The 16922-nt window shown below is 38.4% G+C and carries 17 protein-coding genes; 6 read left to right on the top strand and 11 right to left on the bottom strand.

What is annotated here, in order from left to right:
- Positions 1-34 precede the first annotated feature (34 nt).
- Both pcaH and pcaG read left to right on the top strand, forming a co-directional pair.
- Positions 35-760, top strand: coding sequence for a protocatechuate 3,4-dioxygenase subunit beta (pcaH, locus tag AC1M9E_RS10550; RefSeq protein ID WP_092766916.1), 726 nt, complete (start codon positions 35-37; stop codon positions 758-760).
- A 14-nt stretch (positions 761-774) separates the two neighbouring features.
- Positions 775-1404 carry a protocatechuate 3,4-dioxygenase subunit alpha gene (gene pcaG, locus AC1M9E_RS10545; RefSeq protein ID WP_092766915.1) on the top strand — a complete coding sequence of 210 codons (630 nt, stop codon included), beginning with the start codon at positions 775-777 and terminating at the stop codon, positions 1402-1404.
- 120 nt (positions 1405-1524) lie between these two features.
- Here the strand turns inward: pcaG and AC1M9E_RS10540 are convergent, their stop codons facing one another.
- The 8 genes from AC1M9E_RS10540 to AC1M9E_RS10505 form a co-directional block, all read right to left on the bottom strand.
- On the bottom strand, positions 1525-2763 hold the full coding sequence (locus AC1M9E_RS10540) for an MFS transporter (protein ID WP_488224775.1): 1239 nt from the start codon (positions 2761-2763) through the stop codon (positions 1525-1527).
- 125 nt (positions 2764-2888) lie between these two features.
- Positions 2889-3275, bottom strand: a complete 387-nt coding sequence (locus tag AC1M9E_RS10535) for a PaaI family thioesterase (protein ID WP_481607512.1) — start codon at positions 3273-3275, stop codon at positions 2889-2891.
- A gap of 21 nt (positions 3276-3296) precedes the next feature.
- The gene (locus AC1M9E_RS10530) at positions 3297-3830 is read right to left on the bottom strand and encodes a DUF3237 domain-containing protein (RefSeq protein WP_481593932.1); all 534 of its coding nucleotides are present in this window, start codon (positions 3828-3830) and stop codon (positions 3297-3299) included.
- Between the two features lie 52 nt (positions 3831-3882).
- Positions 3883-5136, bottom strand: coding sequence for an OprD family porin (locus AC1M9E_RS10525; RefSeq protein WP_488224774.1), 1254 nt, complete (start codon positions 5134-5136; stop codon positions 3883-3885).
- Between the two features lie 48 nt (positions 5137-5184).
- Positions 5185-6324, bottom strand: a complete 1140-nt coding sequence (locus AC1M9E_RS10520; RefSeq protein ID WP_488224773.1) for an acyl-CoA dehydrogenase family protein — start codon at positions 6322-6324, stop codon at positions 5185-5187.
- Between the two features lie 72 nt (positions 6325-6396).
- Positions 6397-8274: a feruloyl-CoA synthase gene (locus AC1M9E_RS10515; protein WP_488225209.1), complete on the bottom strand. Its 1878-nt coding sequence runs from the start codon at positions 8272-8274 to the stop codon at positions 6397-6399.
- An 87-nt stretch (positions 8275-8361) separates the two neighbouring features.
- On the bottom strand, positions 8362-9813 hold the full coding sequence (locus AC1M9E_RS10510; protein WP_488224772.1) for an aldehyde dehydrogenase: 1452 nt from the start codon (positions 9811-9813) through the stop codon (positions 8362-8364).
- A gap of 49 nt (positions 9814-9862) precedes the next feature.
- Positions 9863-10696, bottom strand: a complete 834-nt coding sequence (locus AC1M9E_RS10505; protein WP_035270071.1) for a p-hydroxycinnamoyl CoA hydratase/lyase — start codon at positions 10694-10696, stop codon at positions 9863-9865.
- Positions 10697-10967: 271 nt separating this feature from the next.
- On the opposite strand from AC1M9E_RS10505, the gene mhpT reads away from it, so the two are divergent.
- From mhpT to AC1M9E_RS10490, 3 genes are all read left to right on the top strand, one after another.
- On the top strand, positions 10968-12200 hold the full coding sequence (gene mhpT / locus AC1M9E_RS10500) for a 3-(3-hydroxy-phenyl)propionate transporter MhpT (RefSeq protein ID WP_481590589.1): 1233 nt from the start codon (positions 10968-10970) through the stop codon (positions 12198-12200).
- A 64-nt stretch (positions 12201-12264) separates the two neighbouring features.
- Complete coding sequence (locus AC1M9E_RS10495; protein ID WP_092766907.1) at positions 12265-12723, top strand: MarR family winged helix-turn-helix transcriptional regulator; 459 nt, start codon at positions 12265-12267, stop codon at positions 12721-12723.
- Between the two features lie 126 nt (positions 12724-12849).
- Positions 12850-13539 carry a GntR family transcriptional regulator gene (locus AC1M9E_RS10490; protein ID WP_481607517.1) on the top strand — a complete coding sequence of 230 codons (690 nt, stop codon included), beginning with the start codon at positions 12850-12852 and terminating at the stop codon, positions 13537-13539.
- 50 nt (positions 13540-13589) lie between these two features.
- Here AC1M9E_RS10490 and AC1M9E_RS10485 read toward each other — a convergent pair whose 3' ends face one another.
- The 3 genes from AC1M9E_RS10485 to AC1M9E_RS10475 form a co-directional block, all read right to left on the bottom strand.
- Positions 13590-14531: a PDR/VanB family oxidoreductase gene (locus tag AC1M9E_RS10485; protein ID WP_180028002.1), complete on the bottom strand. Its 942-nt coding sequence runs from the start codon at positions 14529-14531 to the stop codon at positions 13590-13592.
- Positions 14532-14582: 51 nt separating this feature from the next.
- Complete coding sequence (locus AC1M9E_RS10480; RefSeq protein WP_481607518.1) at positions 14583-15647, bottom strand: aromatic ring-hydroxylating dioxygenase subunit alpha; 1065 nt, start codon at positions 15645-15647, stop codon at positions 14583-14585.
- A 268-nt stretch (positions 15648-15915) separates the two neighbouring features.
- Entirely contained in the window at positions 15916-16116 is a 201-nt protein-coding gene (locus tag AC1M9E_RS10475; RefSeq protein ID WP_035269110.1) for a hypothetical protein, read from the bottom strand.
- Positions 16117-16469: 353 nt separating this feature from the next.
- Here AC1M9E_RS10475 and AC1M9E_RS10470 point away from each other — a divergent pair, with 353 nt between their 5' ends.
- On the top strand, positions 16470-16919 hold the full coding sequence (locus tag AC1M9E_RS10470) for a hypothetical protein (protein ID WP_481607519.1): 450 nt from the start codon (positions 16470-16472) through the stop codon (positions 16917-16919).
- Positions 16920-16922 lie beyond the last annotated feature (3 nt).

Below are 16922 nucleotides of genomic sequence, written 5' to 3'. Positions count from 1 at the left end.
CGGACGATATTTTAAATTGAATAAGGAGAGATTCATGTCTCAAATTCTGATGGGTGCTTATGCACAGCGAAATACAGATGATCATCCACCAGCATATGCACCGGGATATAAAACCAGTGTATTACGTTCCCCGAAAAATGCACTGATTTCGATTGCGCAAACATTAACCGAGGTTACTGCACCTCACTTTAGCGCAGACTTATTGGGTCCTAAAGACAATGATTTAATTTTAAATTATGCAAAAGATGGTTTACCTGTTGGTGAACGCGTCATTATTCATGGTTATTTACGTGATCAATTTGGTCGTCCTGTTAAAAATGCTTTGATTGAAGTATGGCAAGCGAATGCCTCAGGACGTTATCGCCATCCAAATGATCAGTATGTGGGAGCTATGGACCCTAACTTTGGTGGTTGCGGTCGAATGCTCACAGATGAAAATGGATTCTTCATTTTTAGAACGATAAAGCCAGGACCTTATCCGTGGCGTAACCGTATCAATGAGTGGCGTCCAGCACATATCCATTTTTCTGTGATGGCAGATGGCTGGGCACAGCGTTTGATTTCCCAGTTTTATTTTGAAGGCGATACATTAATTGATAGCTGTCCAATTTTAAAAACTGTTCCTTCAGAACAACAGCGAAGAGCTTTAATTGCGCTCGAAGACAAGAGCAACTTTATTGAAGCAGATAGTCGTTGCTATCGTTTTGACATTACTTTACGTGGTCGTCGTGCGACATATTTTGAAAATGATTTGACTTGATAGGGAGCATCAGGATGAATGGCTGGAAATTTGAAGAATTACATGAAACACCATCTCAAACAGGTGGTCCATATGTCCATATTGGATTAATGCCTAATCAAGCTGGTATAGAAGTATTTGAGCATAGCTTCAATAATCAAATGGTGAAAGATGGCACTCAAGGTGAACGTATTCGCCTCGAAGGGCAAGTTTTTGACGGTTTGGGTTTACCACTTCGCGATGTACTCGTAGAAATTTGGCAAGCTGATGCCAATGGTGTTTATCCAAGTCAGCAGGATACGCAAGGGAAGCAGCCAGATCCAAACTTTTTAGGTTGGGGTAGAGCGGGTGCGGATTTTGACACTGGTTTTTGGAGCTTCGATACGATCAAACCAGGTGCTGTTCCTGGACGTAAGGGTTCACAGCAAGCACCACATATCGCGCTGGTTATTTTTGCGCGTGGTATCAATTTAGGTTTACATACTCGAGTTTACTTCGAGGATGAAGCTGAAGCGAATGCGAAAGACCCAATTTTGAATGGTATTGAGTGGGCACCACGTCGTCAAACACTCATTGCTAAGCGTGAAGAGCGTGATGGTCAGATCGTTTATCGTTTCGATATTCGTATTCAAGGTGAAAATGAAACTGTATTCTTTGATATTTAAACTTTGAACAAGAAACAACAAAAGGTCAGTGATTTCACTGACCTTTTGTTGTTTCTATCAATAGATTTTGATGAAACAACTTATCTTAACAATACAAAGTTATATATTCGTGAGCATAAATTATGGAGGCTCTTTTTGTAAAACGACGTATGGTGTATTTACTACGGATTTTTGTTTTAACTTATAGATGATGAAAATGGCAATAGCTGCTAAAACAAATGCAAAACCAAAATTTCCGTACAATTCTAAAGGCGAGTTCCCTAGGTCTAAAAAGTATCCCGCAATGATTGGAGAGAAAATACCACCAAAACGACCAACACCAGTTGCAATCCCCACGCCTGTTGATCGTACATCTGCCTCATAGAGCTGTGTAGAAATGGCATAGATTCCAGCTAAACAGCCATTAATAAAGAATCCTAGCGTTGTGGCAACGATGATTAATATATTTAAATTATCTGTATTGTTCACAAACAATAAAATACATACGTACGTGAGGATTAAAAAGGCAATTTGATTGATGTATACGCTGACTTTAGAACTAAGAACACCAATGATAAAACTACCTAAAATACCACCCACGCTGATCATCATGGCAGTTTTAATAGATAATGAGTTATCTAGACCAGAACTATTGAGAATTTTAGGTGTCCAGCCCATCACGAAATAAAAACCAAAAAGAATAAAGAATATAGAAACCCATAATACAAGGGATTTAACTAAATACTTGTGGTTAAATATTTCTACGTAAGAAGACTTTTGATTTTCTACATATGCTTTGGGGAGTGTGAGAATTGGTTTTTTATGCATTTTAGAGAAAATTTGATTCAATTTTTCCAAAGCATGTTTTGGTTGTTTTAGTAATAAATAATCGATCGATTCTGGTAAAAATTTCAATGAGCACAGAAAAGCAAATGTAGTAACGAATCCACCAATTAGAAATACTTGTCTCCAACCGATACTTTCTAAGCTATATACAGCAAGTAGTGCTCCGCTAATTGCTCCAATCCCATAACCGGCAGATAATATCCCAACACTAAAACTTTTATATTTAGTCGGAGAATATTCACTGGCCAAAATCATAGCACTGATTTGAACACCACCAATACCAACACCAGTGAAAAATCTGCACAGAACCAATTGCTTAAAATCGGTGGCAAATGCAGATGCAAACATGCTCAAACCACAGATTAATAGACAAAGGTTAATTAAATTACGTCTACCGATTTTATCTGCGAGAGGTGCAAGTAAAAATGAGCAGACGGTCATACCAATTAAACCAGCACTAATTAAAGTTCCTATATTAGTACCAGTTAATGAAAACTCATTGGCAACTGAACTTGCCAAATAAGCCATTATCATGAAATCGAATCCATCGATAATGTATAAAATAAAACAGAAAAAAACGACAAATTTTTGATATGAACTTATTCTGTCGTTGTCGACACAGTCCTTTAATTTTAAGATATCCATTCTTTTTTTAATCCTTATAGAACCATAAATGCAGCACTGGTTTTTGCCACTAACTTTCCATGCTGCCAAGCTTCACTTTGAATGCTTAAAATTTTACGTCCTTCTTTGATGAACCACGCTTTTGCCAATACTTCACCAACTTCACATGGTCTGAAGAAATCAATTGTTAAATTAATTGTGGCAGCTGGTTTTTCTGTTTGATTTAAGGCAGCTAAAATACCCATTGCATCATCAAGCATGGCACAGATCATGCCTCCTTCAACACTTCCCCTAGGATTAGTAAAACTTTCAAGAGCAGTATATTGAACTGAAATTTCTCGCTTTTCCTTGTCCCAGTGAAGTTGATGACCACCCAACAAATGATGAATAGGGGGCAGATTAGATAAAACTTGTTCTTCCATTGAAAAGTACTCCTTTAATATTTATTTCACTGCAAATGCATCATAGATCACGGCTTTTCCGAGACGCATTGCACTTCCAACTGCAATTGTCTGATTTAGCCATGCATATTTTTCTGAGCTAGTTTCAAACTGCATGGTTAACTTGAAGTAATATTGAGTGGGATTAACATCTTCGCCACGACTTAATTGTTCTAGTACTTGTGGTGAAGCATGGCGATAACCTTTAGTTTGTAAATAAATCAGAGCACCATCATCAGTTTCTAATAAATAGCGCGTATCTATATATGCCAAACCTTTGCTATCGACCTTTTGCCAATCTGCACCATTGTTAAGAATACGCCCCTTCAAACTTGGTCCAGAAAAAGTTCCTCCAGTGATTGGGATAATGCGTCTTTGCCCTAAATCTGAAGTTTTACCTAGTTCCCAAACTGGGGCTGTGAGTTCAACATTGAATGTCGCAAGGGGTTCAAGTTTTATGGGTTGTGGTGAATATTGGGTATTTGCCAAACTTAATGTAGTGGTGGTGTAGACCAATAAGCCGATTAAATATTTCATACTTATTATCCTTAGAGAGGGTAGGGTTCCTCAGTAAAGAACCCTTTTGTTATTATTTAAATTTCCATGTGTAATCAAGATTGATACGAGTTTCATTGGCTGGCTTAATATTGGCGGTAATTGGCATATCATTATCGTAGATCGCGTAACGCGCGCGTAAACCTAAATTTTTTAGTGGGCCATTTTGAACTATGTAAGCTAGATCAAAATCCAATTCATCTTCCGAAAAATCTGTACCACCCAACTGTGGTGCGTAAATATTGCTACCATGGGTATAGCGGGTCATAAAACGAAGACCTGGAATATAGTCTTTAAAATCGTATTCATAACGCAGGCTATAAACACGCTCTTTCGCATTCAAAAACTCACCAGTCCAAGTATCAATTGCTAGTCCAGTTTCTCCTCCAGTTAAGTACGGAAAAGCAGTATCTCCAAAGTGGTGAAATGTAGAAAAGATAAACTTATGGTTTTGGTGTTGAAGTTCTGAATGGCTATGAAGTAAATTATTGTCAACTAAACCCGCTTTAGCAGTCCCATCTTCATCGCTAATGTAGTAACGCAACTGTGTTGTAAAAGTGGATTGATTAGAGATTGGATATTTATAGGTTATGCCTAACAACGATTGGCGATATAAGTCGTTAACATCCATATGAAATGCAGTCAACCGCAATGGATTATTAGTTAAGTCATAATGTCCACCTAAGTAATACAAATAATCTGTTTCTTCAGAAATATAACGACCATTTACTCCAGAGATCTTTATAGCTTCATAATTTGTAGAATCACGTTGATTGACTTCATCAATATAGGATGCTTGGAGATCCAGACCTTGAATATCTTTAGATTGAACTGCAACACCTCGATACGTTTGAGGTAAAAGTCGTGCTGGAGAGCCGACTAAAACAGGAGTCATGGGTTGAAGGGTCCCTATACGTACCTCGGTTTCAGAAACTTTAGCTTTTAAAGTGACTCCAACTTCACCATATTGATCTGCAGGCTCATTGGTTGCCAAGGAACGAATTAAGTTTCCTGTACCTCCATATTTAGCATCAGCATCCAGTTTAAAACCTGCAGTCGCTAATAGATCTAAACCAAAACCAATCGGTCCATCAGTGAATCCAGATTGCGCTTTAAAGATAAATCCTTGTGTCCAGTCTCTTAATGCGGGGTATCTATTCTCAACTTTAAAGTCACGGTCAAAGTAGAAGTTACGTGCAGTTAATTCGACTTTACTTTGGTCGATAAAATTATTTGCAAATGCTGGAGCGGTACATAATAGAAGTGGTGTGATCCATAATTTTTTCATCTTTATTTCATCCTGAAATAGTATTAATACATAGAGGTAATCTTTGTGTTATTTTCCTAAAAGTTCTCTTGCAACGATTTCTTTCATAATTTCATTGGTTCCCCCATAAATTTTTTGAACACGTGCATCGACATAAAATCGAGATATTGGATATTCCCGCATGTATCCATATCCCCCGAACAATTGCAGAAGTTGATCAATGACTTCACATTGGGTATCAGTGATGAAGCATTTCAATGCCGCAACTTCGCTTACATCCAATACTCCCTGTTGATAAAGCGACTTACATTTTTCGACAAAGGCTTCGGCTGCTAGAGTTTTAATTTTGGCTTGAGCGATTACAAAACGAGTATTTTGAAATTGTGCAATTGATTGTCCAAAAGCTTTACGTTCGAGGACATATTCTTGAGTAATTTCTAAAGCACCTTGCAAAGCGCCTAATGCCATGAGAGAAATACTCAAACGCTCACGTGGAAGTTCTTGCATGAGATAGCTAAAGCCTTGACCTTCCTGACCTAATAATTGGTCTTTAGGAACTCTGACTTGGTCAAAAAATAATTCGGCAGTGTCTTGAGATTGAAGCCCAATTTTTTTTAGACCACGACCTTTTTTTACTCCATCTAAATGAGCATCCACCAATAAAATCGAAATACCTTTAGCTCTTGCTTGAGGATCAGTTTTAGCAACTAAAACTATGAGATCTGCCTGTTGACCATTCGATATAAACGTTTTTGAGCCATTTACCACATAATGATCGCCATCTAATAAGGCTTGAGTGCGGATGGCTTGTAGGTCTGAACCTGCATTGGCTTCAGTCATTGCAATAGCTGTAACAACTTCACCGGATACCATTTTAGGTAACCAATATTGTTTTTGATCTTCACTTCCAATATTCTGGATATAGGGTGAAACAAGTTCACTCTGACCACCGATTGCAACGGCTAACGCAGAGAAGCCCGCTCGAGCCGTTTCTTGAACGATCATTTGTGAATAATATATCGGTGCGCCGTAACCTCCATATTGTTCAGGCACATCGACGCATAAAAATCCATTTTGTCCAAGTTGATCCCAAACTTGTCGAGGCATGAGTCCTTGCTCTTCCCATGACTCATAATATGGGGCGACAAACTCTGCTAGGAAGCGTCGATAATTGTCCCGAAACAGCTCAAAATCACTATCTTTCTGCATAGCGTTATCCTAATTTTGAATGCAACTGTCTAAGCAGCGTTTGACTAAACGCTGCTGAATAAAAAAGTTGAGTTAATTTCTAAGGGTTGGAATGCGAATAATGAGAGGATTATTAATGTTTTTTTCGTATAACTCTTCCACCATTGCTATGCGACGTTTCAAGATACCACTTTGATTGAGATTGCCTTTATCAGTGGTTTCTCCTGCATCAAGAAGTGGAGGTTCAATCATGAGGTAAAGCATTGAAACAGTGTTTGAACTACCTGTCGCATCTTTGTTGAAATCAATTAAAAACTGCTTAAACCACTGTTGAACTTTAGGGTGTAGAAGTACCTCTTTAGTATCCACTAGACTTAAATCTAATCCTGCATACTCAGCGCAATCTGCAATTTTGGGAAATATTAAAAATCCAATCGCACTTAAATTAGAACCGGTGATACATACATCTTGAATAAGTCGATTACCTGTAATGAGAACTTTATTGCGTAAAGTTCCAACATTGACAAAGGTACCTGTATTTAACTTAAAATCTTCAGCTATACGGCCATCATACATGAGTCCTTGACTTGGATCGGATGGATCCACTAACTTCACAGCATCCCCGGTGCGGTAAAAGCCTTCATCATCAAAGATGTCAGCTTGTTGTTCTATAGGTAGACGCCAGTAATGTTTCATGACATTTTTACCACGAACACAAAACTCAAGTTTGTCACCATAAGGCACTAACTTCACTTCACAACCTGGAGCTGGATATCCAATGAACCCAGCCATTACTTTGGGACCAGTTGTAAACACACATGATGGTGCAGTCTCAGTCATCCCCAAACCGCTCATGATACGAATACGTTCTCCACAGTGTGACTGCGCGATTTGGTCAAGTCTGTTCCAACCAGCTTCTGATAGTGCAGCACCAGCAAAAAACAAAATTTTAACTCGACTAAAAAATTTTTCGCGTAACTCAGCATCTCGTTCAAGAGCTACGGTTATTTCTTCCCATCCTTTAGGAACGTTTAAATACACAGTAGGTGCAATTTCCTTAAGATTCCTGATGGTTTCTTCCATCTTTCCTGGAACTGGCTTGCCGTCATCAATATAAATTGTGCCGCCGTTATATAATGCGATTCCTACATTATGACTGCCACCAAAAGTATGATGCCATGCTAACCAATCAACTAATACTGGGGGGGTCTCTTCAAACTCAGGGAAGGTCTGAAGCAGCATCTGTTGATTGGTACATAGCATTAGATGCGTTGTAGGTACCGCTTTCGGCATTTTAGTTGAGCCAGATGTAAATAGAAATTTCGCTATTTGATGTTCATCAATGGTCTCATAATGATCTTTAATATCACTAATTTCAGAGGAGAGGAATGAAGAGAAAGCAAGGCAATTTTTCTCACCAAATTTTCCAGAATTCGTAACGATCACAATATCATCTGTATCGCAGCAATGTTCAATCGCTTTAGCAAAAGCTTGACCATCATTAGCAAAAACCAAACCTGGTGTTAGAACATCAAACACATGTTTGAGCTTGCCAAAATCTTTAGAAATAAGTGAATAGGCAGGAGAAATTGCGGAGAATGGAATCCCTGCAAGCATTGCTCCCATTGACAAAGTAAGATGCTCTAGATCATTCCCAGATAGAATGACAATAGGACGTTCAGTTGAAAGATGTGAATATTGTTTCAAACTCTGTGCAATACGCCATGCTTGATCTAATGTTTCTGCGTATGTAAGCTTAATCCATTCATCATCGTGACCACGTTTTGCTGCGAATACACGATCGGGATGTGTTTGAGCATATTGAATTAAACGGTCAGTAATTTTTTGTGGGTATGGTTTAAGTTGTTCTTTTGGGGAAATATACAAAGTGCCATTTTTAGATTGAAACTCAATCTCGTGACTGCCTAATTTAACAAATCGCTCAGGATATTTATGCGTATGAACCGTCATATTCGACATTGTTTTCACTCCATGTATTTTTAGCTATTCTTTTCCAACGAAAAGAGCTGACTTCATGTCAACTCTTTGAAATATTCGTTAAATAGGGTAGTGACGAGTTTTGGTTTGCATGGTGATCCAACGCAGCTCAGTGAACTCTGCAACTGAGACTTTACTCCCAAATCGTCCATAACCACTTTGTTTCACGCCACCAAAAGGCATTTGCGCTTCATCATGAACGGTTGCACCATTAATATGACAAATACCTGATTCGATACGTTTAGCAACATCTAGAGCTAGGGATAAATCTTGACTAAAAACTGCTGCAGATAATCCAAATTCTGAGTCATTTGCTAAATCGATTGCTTCATCAATAGTTTTAAAACGTTGAACGGTGCACACAGGACCAAAAGACTCTTCGGCATAAATCTGCATATCTTTAGTGACGTCAACTACGATAGTAGGTTGCATCATAGCACCATCAATGCTTAAACCTAGTGGTAAATATGCACCTTTTTCACGTGCATCTTCAATTAAATTTTTGATTCTTGTTGCAGCTTTTAAACTTTCTAGAACGCCTAGGGGTTCTTGACTCTCAAGTGGATTTCCTGCTCTGATATTCTGAACTTTATTGATCAATTTTTCGATGAATTGGTCTGCAATTTTTTCATCCACAAGAACACGCTCTGTCGACATACAGATCTGTCCCTGATTGAAAAAAGCGCCGAAACTGATGGCATTAACGGCTTCGTCCAGGTCCGCTTGCTCCAATACAATGACCGGTGCTTTGCCACCAAGTTCCAGCAACACTGGTTTGAGGTATTTCGCTGCAGTTTGTGCAATTATTCGTCCTACATGCGTTGAACCTGTAAAATTAATTCTTTTAGTCAATGGATGACTGATTAAACGCTCTACAATCTGTGGAGCATCTTGCGAAGCATGAGTAATGACATTGACAACACCATCGCCAATACCTGCTTCATGAAGTACTTCCCCAATTAATCGATGTGTTGCAGGGCAAGCTTCAGATGCTTTAAGTACGACTGTATTCCCACAAGCCAGAGGCATCGCTAAGGCACGAGTGGCTAAGATAACAGGAGCATTCCACGGCGCCATACCAACGATGACACCACATGGAACGCGAACACCCATAGCGATATTGCCAGGAACATCTGATGGAATAATATTTCCATCAATTTGTGTAGTCATGGCTGCCGCTTCTCTCAGCATATTGGCAGCAAGATGGACATTAAAGCCATACCACGTCGCAGTTGAACCTATTTCATGTATTGCAGTTTGAATAAACTGTTCAGTTTTTTGATCCATCAAATCTGCAGCTTTAAGCAATTTTAAACGTCGGTCTGTTGGTGATAGAGCAGACCAAGTTTTAAATGCTTCATGCGCTGACTCAATTGCACGATCAACATCGCTTAAAGTCGCTGCTGCACTCGTTGATGCGATTGAGCCATTAATTGGACTGATTCTTTCAAAAGTTTGTCCTGAACTTGCTGCAACAGATTGGCCGTGAATAAGTAACTGTACGTTTTGCATGGTGAATGTTTCCTTACATGTCCATCATGACGAATAAAGTAGATTCTGCTTAAGCAGGACGTTTATAAGTTTGAAGACCTGGTTTGATTGTTTTGTCATCCAAGAATTGCTTCATACCTTGTGCACGACCACCTTCATCATCACGGTAGTTGCATTGATCCAGTTTGGCGTATAAGTAATCTTCGTTTTGCTCCCAAGTCAGCTCACGACAGCGTTTAAAACCATTCTTCGCAGTACGCAGTACAACTGGATTCTTTTCAAGCAAATTATTTGCCAATTCAGTTACTTCTGCACGTAATTGAGCAAGTGGAACACTCTTGTTCACTAAGCCCATATTTGCAGCTTCAACACCAGAGAAGGTTTTGCCTGTCATGATGTAGTACATAGAAGCACGATGACCGACTGTATCAGCCATAGCTTTGCTCACTAAGTTACCTGGAGGAATTCCCCAATTCACTTCAGACAAGCCAAATGTAGCTTCATCTGCTGCAATGGCTAGATCACATGCGACTAGTGGTGAGAATCCACCACCGAAGCACCAGCCGTTTACCATTGCAATCGTTGGTTTTGAATAAAAACGAAGTAAATGCCATTGCCAACGTGATGCATCACGACGAATTCGCTCTTGGAAAATTTCTGGCTGGCTGTCAACCTCACGGAAGTACTCTTTCAAGTCCATACCTGCTGTCCAAGAATCCCCAGCACCAGTGAGTACCAAAACACCTGCTTCTGGATCGAGTTCAAGCGTTTCAAGTACATCAATCATTTCTTTATTTAAGGTTGGACTCATCGCATTTTTCTTTTCTGGGCGATTTAAAGTGACCCAAGCAATGCCAGCTTCAACTTTTACATCTACAGTGGACCAGCGATTTTGATAAGACATGATAAGCTCCTTAGTGTTTGTTTTATGTCCTGATGAAATTAAGATAATATCAGTTAAACTTACATACAAGTGTTTTTTTGAATTTTTTATATAATTTTTATAATATATTGATATTTAATAAAATAATATTTTAAATGAATTTTATTTAAAAAAAAATATTGATTATTTTATAAGTTTAGGTGATATTTTTTGAGTTGCCTGGACGGAGGCAATACATAGGATGTGTATTTTTTTAAAAGTATTTTAAAAGCTCTAAAAGGGACAATAAAAAATGGAACAAAGTGTAAGTAGTAAGACTAAAGCTACGCTTACACTCGTACTGTGTTTCGCTATCGCTGTATTTGAAGGTTTCGATCTTCAATCAATGGGCGTAGCAGCACCACGGATGCGAGCAGAGTTTGGCTTAGATAATACTCAAATGGCATGGGCGTTTAGCGCGGCAATCTTGGGTACTTTACCTGGTGCATTATTAGGAGGTCGTTACGCTGATAAAATTGGGCGTAAGGCAGTTCTATTGACCAGTATTTTAATTTTTGGAGTGATGTCAGTTCTAACGGCATATGCTTCTGATTACACACTGCTTTTAATCATTCGTTTCTTAACTGGGTTAGGGATGGGTGGTGCTTTACCAATGATGATCACCATGGCATCTGAGGCAGTGTCAGAGAAACATAAAGGCATTGCAGTCAGTATTATGTATAGCGGTATTCCATTTGGTGGAATGTTGACATCATTCGTGGCAATGGGTTTAGCTGGTGATGCGCAATGGAGACATATCTTCTACATTGGTGGCTTCGCTCCAATTCTTTTAATTCCTTTGCTAATGAAGTATTTGCCAGAGTCTAAAGACTATTTAACAGCGACGAAGAATAAAACTTCTACTCCATTCTTTGAAGTGTTGTTTGCAAAAGAACGGCGTTTTTCCACGATTCAAATTTGGATCAGTTTTTTCTTTACGTTAGTTGTTTTATATTTTTTACTCAACTGGTTGCCACTATTGATGGGTGCACAAGGTTTAGGAAAAACAGAAGCGAACTATGTTCAAATTGGTTACAACATCGGTGGTATCTTCGGGTCGATTCTCATGGGAACTTTACTTGATAAGATTCGCATGAGTACTGTAATTAAATTTATATATATTGGTATCTTGTTATCACTGTGCTGTCTTGCAATCTCACCAACTGTTGCTTTACTTGTATTGTCTGCTGTGGGTTGTGGTCTATTTATTGTAGGTGGCCAATCAGCGCTCTACGGATTGGCAGCGATGTTCTATCCAACAGAAATGCGTGGCACGGGTGTAGGCGCTGCAGTCGCAGTAGGGCGTATAGGATCTTTTGCAGGGCCCCTATTTGCTGGCATGCTACTGTCGTTAGGTTCTAGTTCAGCAATGGTCATTGGTGCAAGTATTCCACTGATTTTATTTGCAGCTATTGCGGCATTAATGCTTGTACGCAAACCACGTCCAGAGCAGTCTGATGCTGTTCTAAATATAACTACACGTTAAACATATGTTAAAAGTATGATTACGACAGTAGTCATACTTTTGTTCATCTATTAAGGAATATAAAATGTCAGAAGTTAATCATTCGATTCCGACACTGAGCTATATAATTGCAAGGGTTGATCGTATTGTGAGTAAACTTTTAACTGAACGTTTAAAAGACTTAGATATCACCTTATCTCAGTTTACAGCATTGTCAGTTATCGCTGCGAAAGGCAATCTATCTAATGCAAAACTTGCAGAACGTTCATTTATTAAACCGCAATCTACCAATAAAATTCTACAAGATTTACAAAACCAGGATTGGATCAGTAGAGCTTCAGATCCCTCACATGGACGAAGAATTTTAATTAATGTAACGCCTAAAGGATTTGAAAAACTCGAACAATGTCGAAACATTGTTAATGAGATAGAACAAAAAATGTTAGATGGGGTAGATATCCATTTAGCTTATTTAATTCGAAACAATCTAGAGTTAATGGCAACCAATCTTCAAAAAATAAATATTGATGATACGAACTCATAATCACCTCAGTTATCAAAAATAGAATAGTGAATTTCCGGCCTAAAAGAGTCCTTTAAGTCAACAGAGATTGATATTCCAAATCTGACTCGTTAGGATCAATCATGATCAAAAATATTGAGTAGTTATATGTCTTCAGGGCAGCAAGTGTTAATTGAACTTCGCAAAATGATTATTTCTGGGGAGATTGCAGGAGGTTCTCGTTTGGCTGAAATTCCGACTGCTGAAATGCTAGGTGTATCACGTCAACCCATTCGAATGGCTTTTCGGCTTTTAGAGCAAGAAGGCTTACTCGTTAAAAATCCAACTCGAGGCTATACTGTTCGAGAAATTTCATCCAAATTAGTTCATGATGCGTTGCATGTACGTGGCGTTTTAGAAGGTCTAGCTGCAAAAACGCTTGCTGAAAAAGGCATGACGATAGATCAACATCAAACACTTTTGAATTGTATTACCCAAATTGATTCCATATTCAATAAACTAGAACTAACAAGCGATGATTTAGAAACCTACCATCATTACAACACTATTTTTCACAATACTATTATTCAAGGCTCGGATAATATTGCAATTGTGCAAGCACTTAGTAAAAACAATCAGTTACCTATGGCATCTGCACAAGCACTGACTTATGATAAAAATAATGCGCTGTCTGAAATTCGTCGTTTGCAATATGCGCATATCCAACACTGCTCAATATTCAATGCATTAAAGCAACAAGACTCAGCACGCGCTGAAAGTTTAATGCGTGAGCATAGTCATGTGGTTACTTTAGGGGAGACTATGCGTTCAATATTTCACACAGATGGGTCTATATAAAAAACCCTTCAATTAATGAAGGGCTACACTTGAAAATCTATCGATCCAAATTAAACATCAATGATAATTCGTTGAGATTTGGCTCTTGAGCAACAAGGTGTGAATTGATCATTTGCAGCTTGTTCCTCTTCAGTTAAATACATATCTCTGTGATCAATTTCACCTTCAACTACATTTACTAAGCAAGTGCCACAAATACCTTGTTCACAAGATAAAGGGATACAGATTCCAGCATGTTCTAAAGCTTGTGCTGCAGATTGATCAGCTGCGACATGAATACGTTGCCCTGTTTTTAAAATCTCAATTTCAAAACTGCCATCTTGACTGGTATCAATAGCTTGTGCGCTGAAATGCTCTTTATGTACTTGATGACTAGGCCAAGAGAGCGTATCTGCGGTATGGATCACATAGTTCATAAAACCATCTGGGCCACATACATAAATATGATGATCGATATGAGGAGAGGCAAAGACCGTATTCAAAAGAATATGTGTTTCAGGTTCATCATCAATATGGATGTGGACGGAATCTCCTAGAGCCTCTAAATCTTGTTGGAATGCAATAGAAGCTCTCGTTTTCACAAAATACAGTAATTGGAAGGACTGATTATTGCGTTTAAGCTCTTTAGCCATTGCTAAGATAGGAGTGATACCGATTCCACCTGCACACAAATATGCATATTCTGTCTCAGGAACCAAGGCAAACAAATTTCGTGGTTCACTAATCTTGAGCTGCTGACCCTCACGAAGTTGTTCATGAATAAATTTAGAACCACCACGTGATAAAGGATCATTCAGGACACCAATGACGTAACGGTGCTGCTCTGAACTACAATTTGCCAAAGAATACTGTCTAATTAATTGATTACCTAAGTGCACATCAATATGTGCACCGGCTTGAAAAGCTGGTAATAATTCACCATGGGTGTTTACCAGTTCGAAAGATAAAATGTGTTCATTATGACGATAAATCTTCTGAATAGTCACATCCATGTGAGTATCGCTCCTTGGTAAAATGAAAAACTGATAAAATGTGGGTTTACTTTAAACAACATTCAAAGTTGTAATTTTCTGCTCATCATTCGTTTGCTCTATGCTGATCAAGCGGTCTATTACTTTTCGAGATTGAACACCGCCTGCATCAATATTCAGCATCAGCAATTTACGATCAGGATGTCTCAATAAATTCTGTTGCTGTTGTTCAAGCATATCTAAATCTTCCGAGAAAATTTTGCCCTGTCCCTCACGAATTTGGTTAGTTAATTCGATGTTGTCGGGTTGGAAGTGTCGAGCCATTCCCCAGAAATACCAGTGAGACGTTTCCGTTTCGGGGGTAATAAAATCTACAACGATTGAAGACACTTTTTTATTTTCCGGTGCGTTGTAACCACCATGGCCTGCGTGGGCAACACCAACTTCAATATGAACATTGCTAGGTGCATGAAAGTGACAAATTTGCCAACGGTCTACTAGGACATCTGCAGCGAGATTATTACCTTTTAGAGCCATTTGCCAAAATGGAGGTGCATAAATGTTTTCCATATGACGTTCAGTCACAACGTGGTCACCATCAACACGAGTGGTTGGTGCAGCTTCATCGATTTCTTTTTGACCAATGCTGTTTGCATGAACATATGTTTCATGGGTGAGATCCATTAAGTTATCAATCATCAAGCGGTAATCACAGTTGATGTGGAATAGTCCACCACCATAGGCCCATTCTGGATTTTCAGCCCACTCTAAAGTTGGGAGTTGATCTTCACTTGCAAGCGATTGGTCTCCTGGCCATACCCAAATAAAGCCAAATTTTTCAATTGCGCGATAGCTTTTATTGCAAGGAAAGCCACGTACACGTTGCCCAGGCATTGAAACCGTTTTGCCGTCACATCCCATCACTAACCCATGATAACCACAGACCAGTTGACCATCTTCAACAAAGCCTAATGACAAAGGTGCACCGCGATGTGGGCAAAAATCTTCAACGGCATGTATTTGGTTTTCTTTTCCACGATAAAAAACCATTTTTTCACCGCAAATTTGTCTTCCTAGAGGCTTATCTTGTACTTCTTCAGGTCGTGCCGCCACATACCAAGCATTTTTTACAAACATGAGTTGATCTCCTTATCAATTGGATCCAATAATTCTATTTTTTAGATAAAAAGTCAATAATAATCTTTAAAACTAAATATTTTGGATCCATTTTTGAGAGAGCATTTAAATAATAATTATTTTTGAGCAAAAATGATGGCAAATCACCATCCAAGAATATGGCGAAATTGATTCATTGTCAGAGAGGGCACGAGGGGTTAATTTATTAAACAAAAAATACTTAAACTTGATGGATTATTGGGATTTTATTTTTAGCTTCATTAGAAAATTAAAATTGACCTAATTTTTTCATTTGACGACGACGTCTCGTGAGCCCCAAGATTTCTTGGCGATCTTGAATTTCTTGAGCAGAATAAGGAAGCGTCTGTTGCAATGCTTCGAGTTGAAGATGACTGTTTTCAATGAGGAAGCAATCATGCTCAACTGGCCATGCACTGGTAATGGGTTTGCGTTTACGGGAATAGTTCATGGTTAAATTATAAAATTTGAGAAAAGAATAGTGTAGATGCGTATCAAGTTAAACGACAAAAAATGTCGTAATGATTTAGAACACTAAGATTTTAAACCCTATTTTAATGAGAATCTTTCAACGTACTTTTAAGTCATATTAATTGAATAAAATTACCTAGATTTACACGGTTTACATAACATGTGGATTTTGAAATGAGTTGTTACGTTTCGTGCCATCCCTCTACTGGTTTTTAAGTTAATATTTTAAAAGTTAAAACTTAATAACACCAAGAAAATTAACAATAAAAATAAAGAAATAATCATTTCTGTAATGAACGATTCAATGAATAATCATCGGAATGAGTAAAAAATATGATGCTAATCGTGGTGTGTTTTGCTTTGGTCAGTTGCTATGCCGTATGGCGACTATTATTACAACCTAAATTGATTATGGGGAATACGCAGAGGCACTTTGATTTAACAAAACTCCTCAAGCCTACTGATCTCAGCCAGCCGGCGCGCTTGGTGTATGATACGGATTCTATCGAAGATATTCGTATGTTTGATGAGGTTGCTAAATTACTGTTTGAGAAACGTGTAAATCATCGTGATATCAAGTTTGCTCAGCAAATTCAATATGAGTTTTTGAACAAGATGCCATCACGAACTTTATGTCAGATCAATCAATTTGATTTAGGTGAGTGGTCGATTTTATGGGAATATCGCAATCAATCTCTTGAATACTATGTGAGTCAATATGGCATCATGTATCGACATACTGACGCACAAGGGGTAGAGCATCAATCTGACTTCATTCAGTAATTT

It is taken from the genome of Acinetobacter sp. 24-47-47, assembly GCF_057737035.1.
Note: the sequence above shows the minus strand (reverse complement) of the source record. Positions and strands in the feature narration are given on the sequence as shown.

Coding starts and splice junctions, on each gene's coding strand:
- pcaH (WP_092766916.1), top strand. CDS start 35: ATGTCTCAAATTCTGATGGGTGCTTATGCACAGCGAAATACAGATGAT.
- pcaG (WP_092766915.1), top strand. CDS start 775: ATGAATGGCTGGAAATTTGAAGAATTACATGAAACACCATCTCAAACA.
- AC1M9E_RS10540 (WP_488224775.1), bottom strand. CDS start 2,763: ATGATAATGGCTTATTTGGCAAGTTCAGTTGCCAATGAGTTTTCATTA.
- AC1M9E_RS10535 (WP_481607512.1), bottom strand. CDS start 3,275: ATGGAAGAACAAGTTTTATCTAATCTGCCCCCTATTCATCATTTGTTG.
- AC1M9E_RS10530 (WP_481593932.1), bottom strand. CDS start 3,830: ATGAAATATTTAATCGGCTTATTGGTCTACACCACCACTACATTAAGT.
- AC1M9E_RS10525 (WP_488224774.1), bottom strand. CDS start 5,136: ATGAAAAAATTATGGATCACACCACTTCTATTATGTACCGCTCCAGCA.
- AC1M9E_RS10520 (WP_488224773.1), bottom strand. CDS start 6,324: ATGCAGAAAGATAGTGATTTTGAGCTGTTTCGGGACAATTATCGACGC.
- AC1M9E_RS10515 (WP_488225209.1), bottom strand. CDS start 8,274: ATGACGGTTCATACGCATAAATATCCTGAGCGATTTGTTAAATTAGGC.
- AC1M9E_RS10510 (WP_488224772.1), bottom strand. CDS start 9,813: ATGCAAAACGTACAGTTACTTATTCACGGCCAATCTGTTGCAGCAAGT.
- AC1M9E_RS10505 (WP_035270071.1), bottom strand. CDS start 10,696: ATGTCTTATCAAAATCGCTGGTCCACTGTAGATGTAAAAGTTGAAGCT.
- mhpT (WP_481590589.1), top strand. CDS start 10,968: ATGGAACAAAGTGTAAGTAGTAAGACTAAAGCTACGCTTACACTCGTA.
- AC1M9E_RS10495 (WP_092766907.1), top strand. CDS start 12,265: ATGTCAGAAGTTAATCATTCGATTCCGACACTGAGCTATATAATTGCA.
- AC1M9E_RS10490 (WP_481607517.1), top strand. CDS start 12,850: ATGTCTTCAGGGCAGCAAGTGTTAATTGAACTTCGCAAAATGATTATT.
- AC1M9E_RS10485 (WP_180028002.1), bottom strand. CDS start 14,531: ATGGATGTGACTATTCAGAAGATTTATCGTCATAATGAACACATTTTA.
- AC1M9E_RS10480 (WP_481607518.1), bottom strand. CDS start 15,647: ATGTTTGTAAAAAATGCTTGGTATGTGGCGGCACGACCTGAAGAAGTA.
- AC1M9E_RS10475 (WP_035269110.1), bottom strand. CDS start 16,116: ATGAACTATTCCCGTAAACGCAAACCCATTACCAGTGCATGGCCAGTT.
- AC1M9E_RS10470 (WP_481607519.1), top strand. CDS start 16,470: ATGATGCTAATCGTGGTGTGTTTTGCTTTGGTCAGTTGCTATGCCGTA.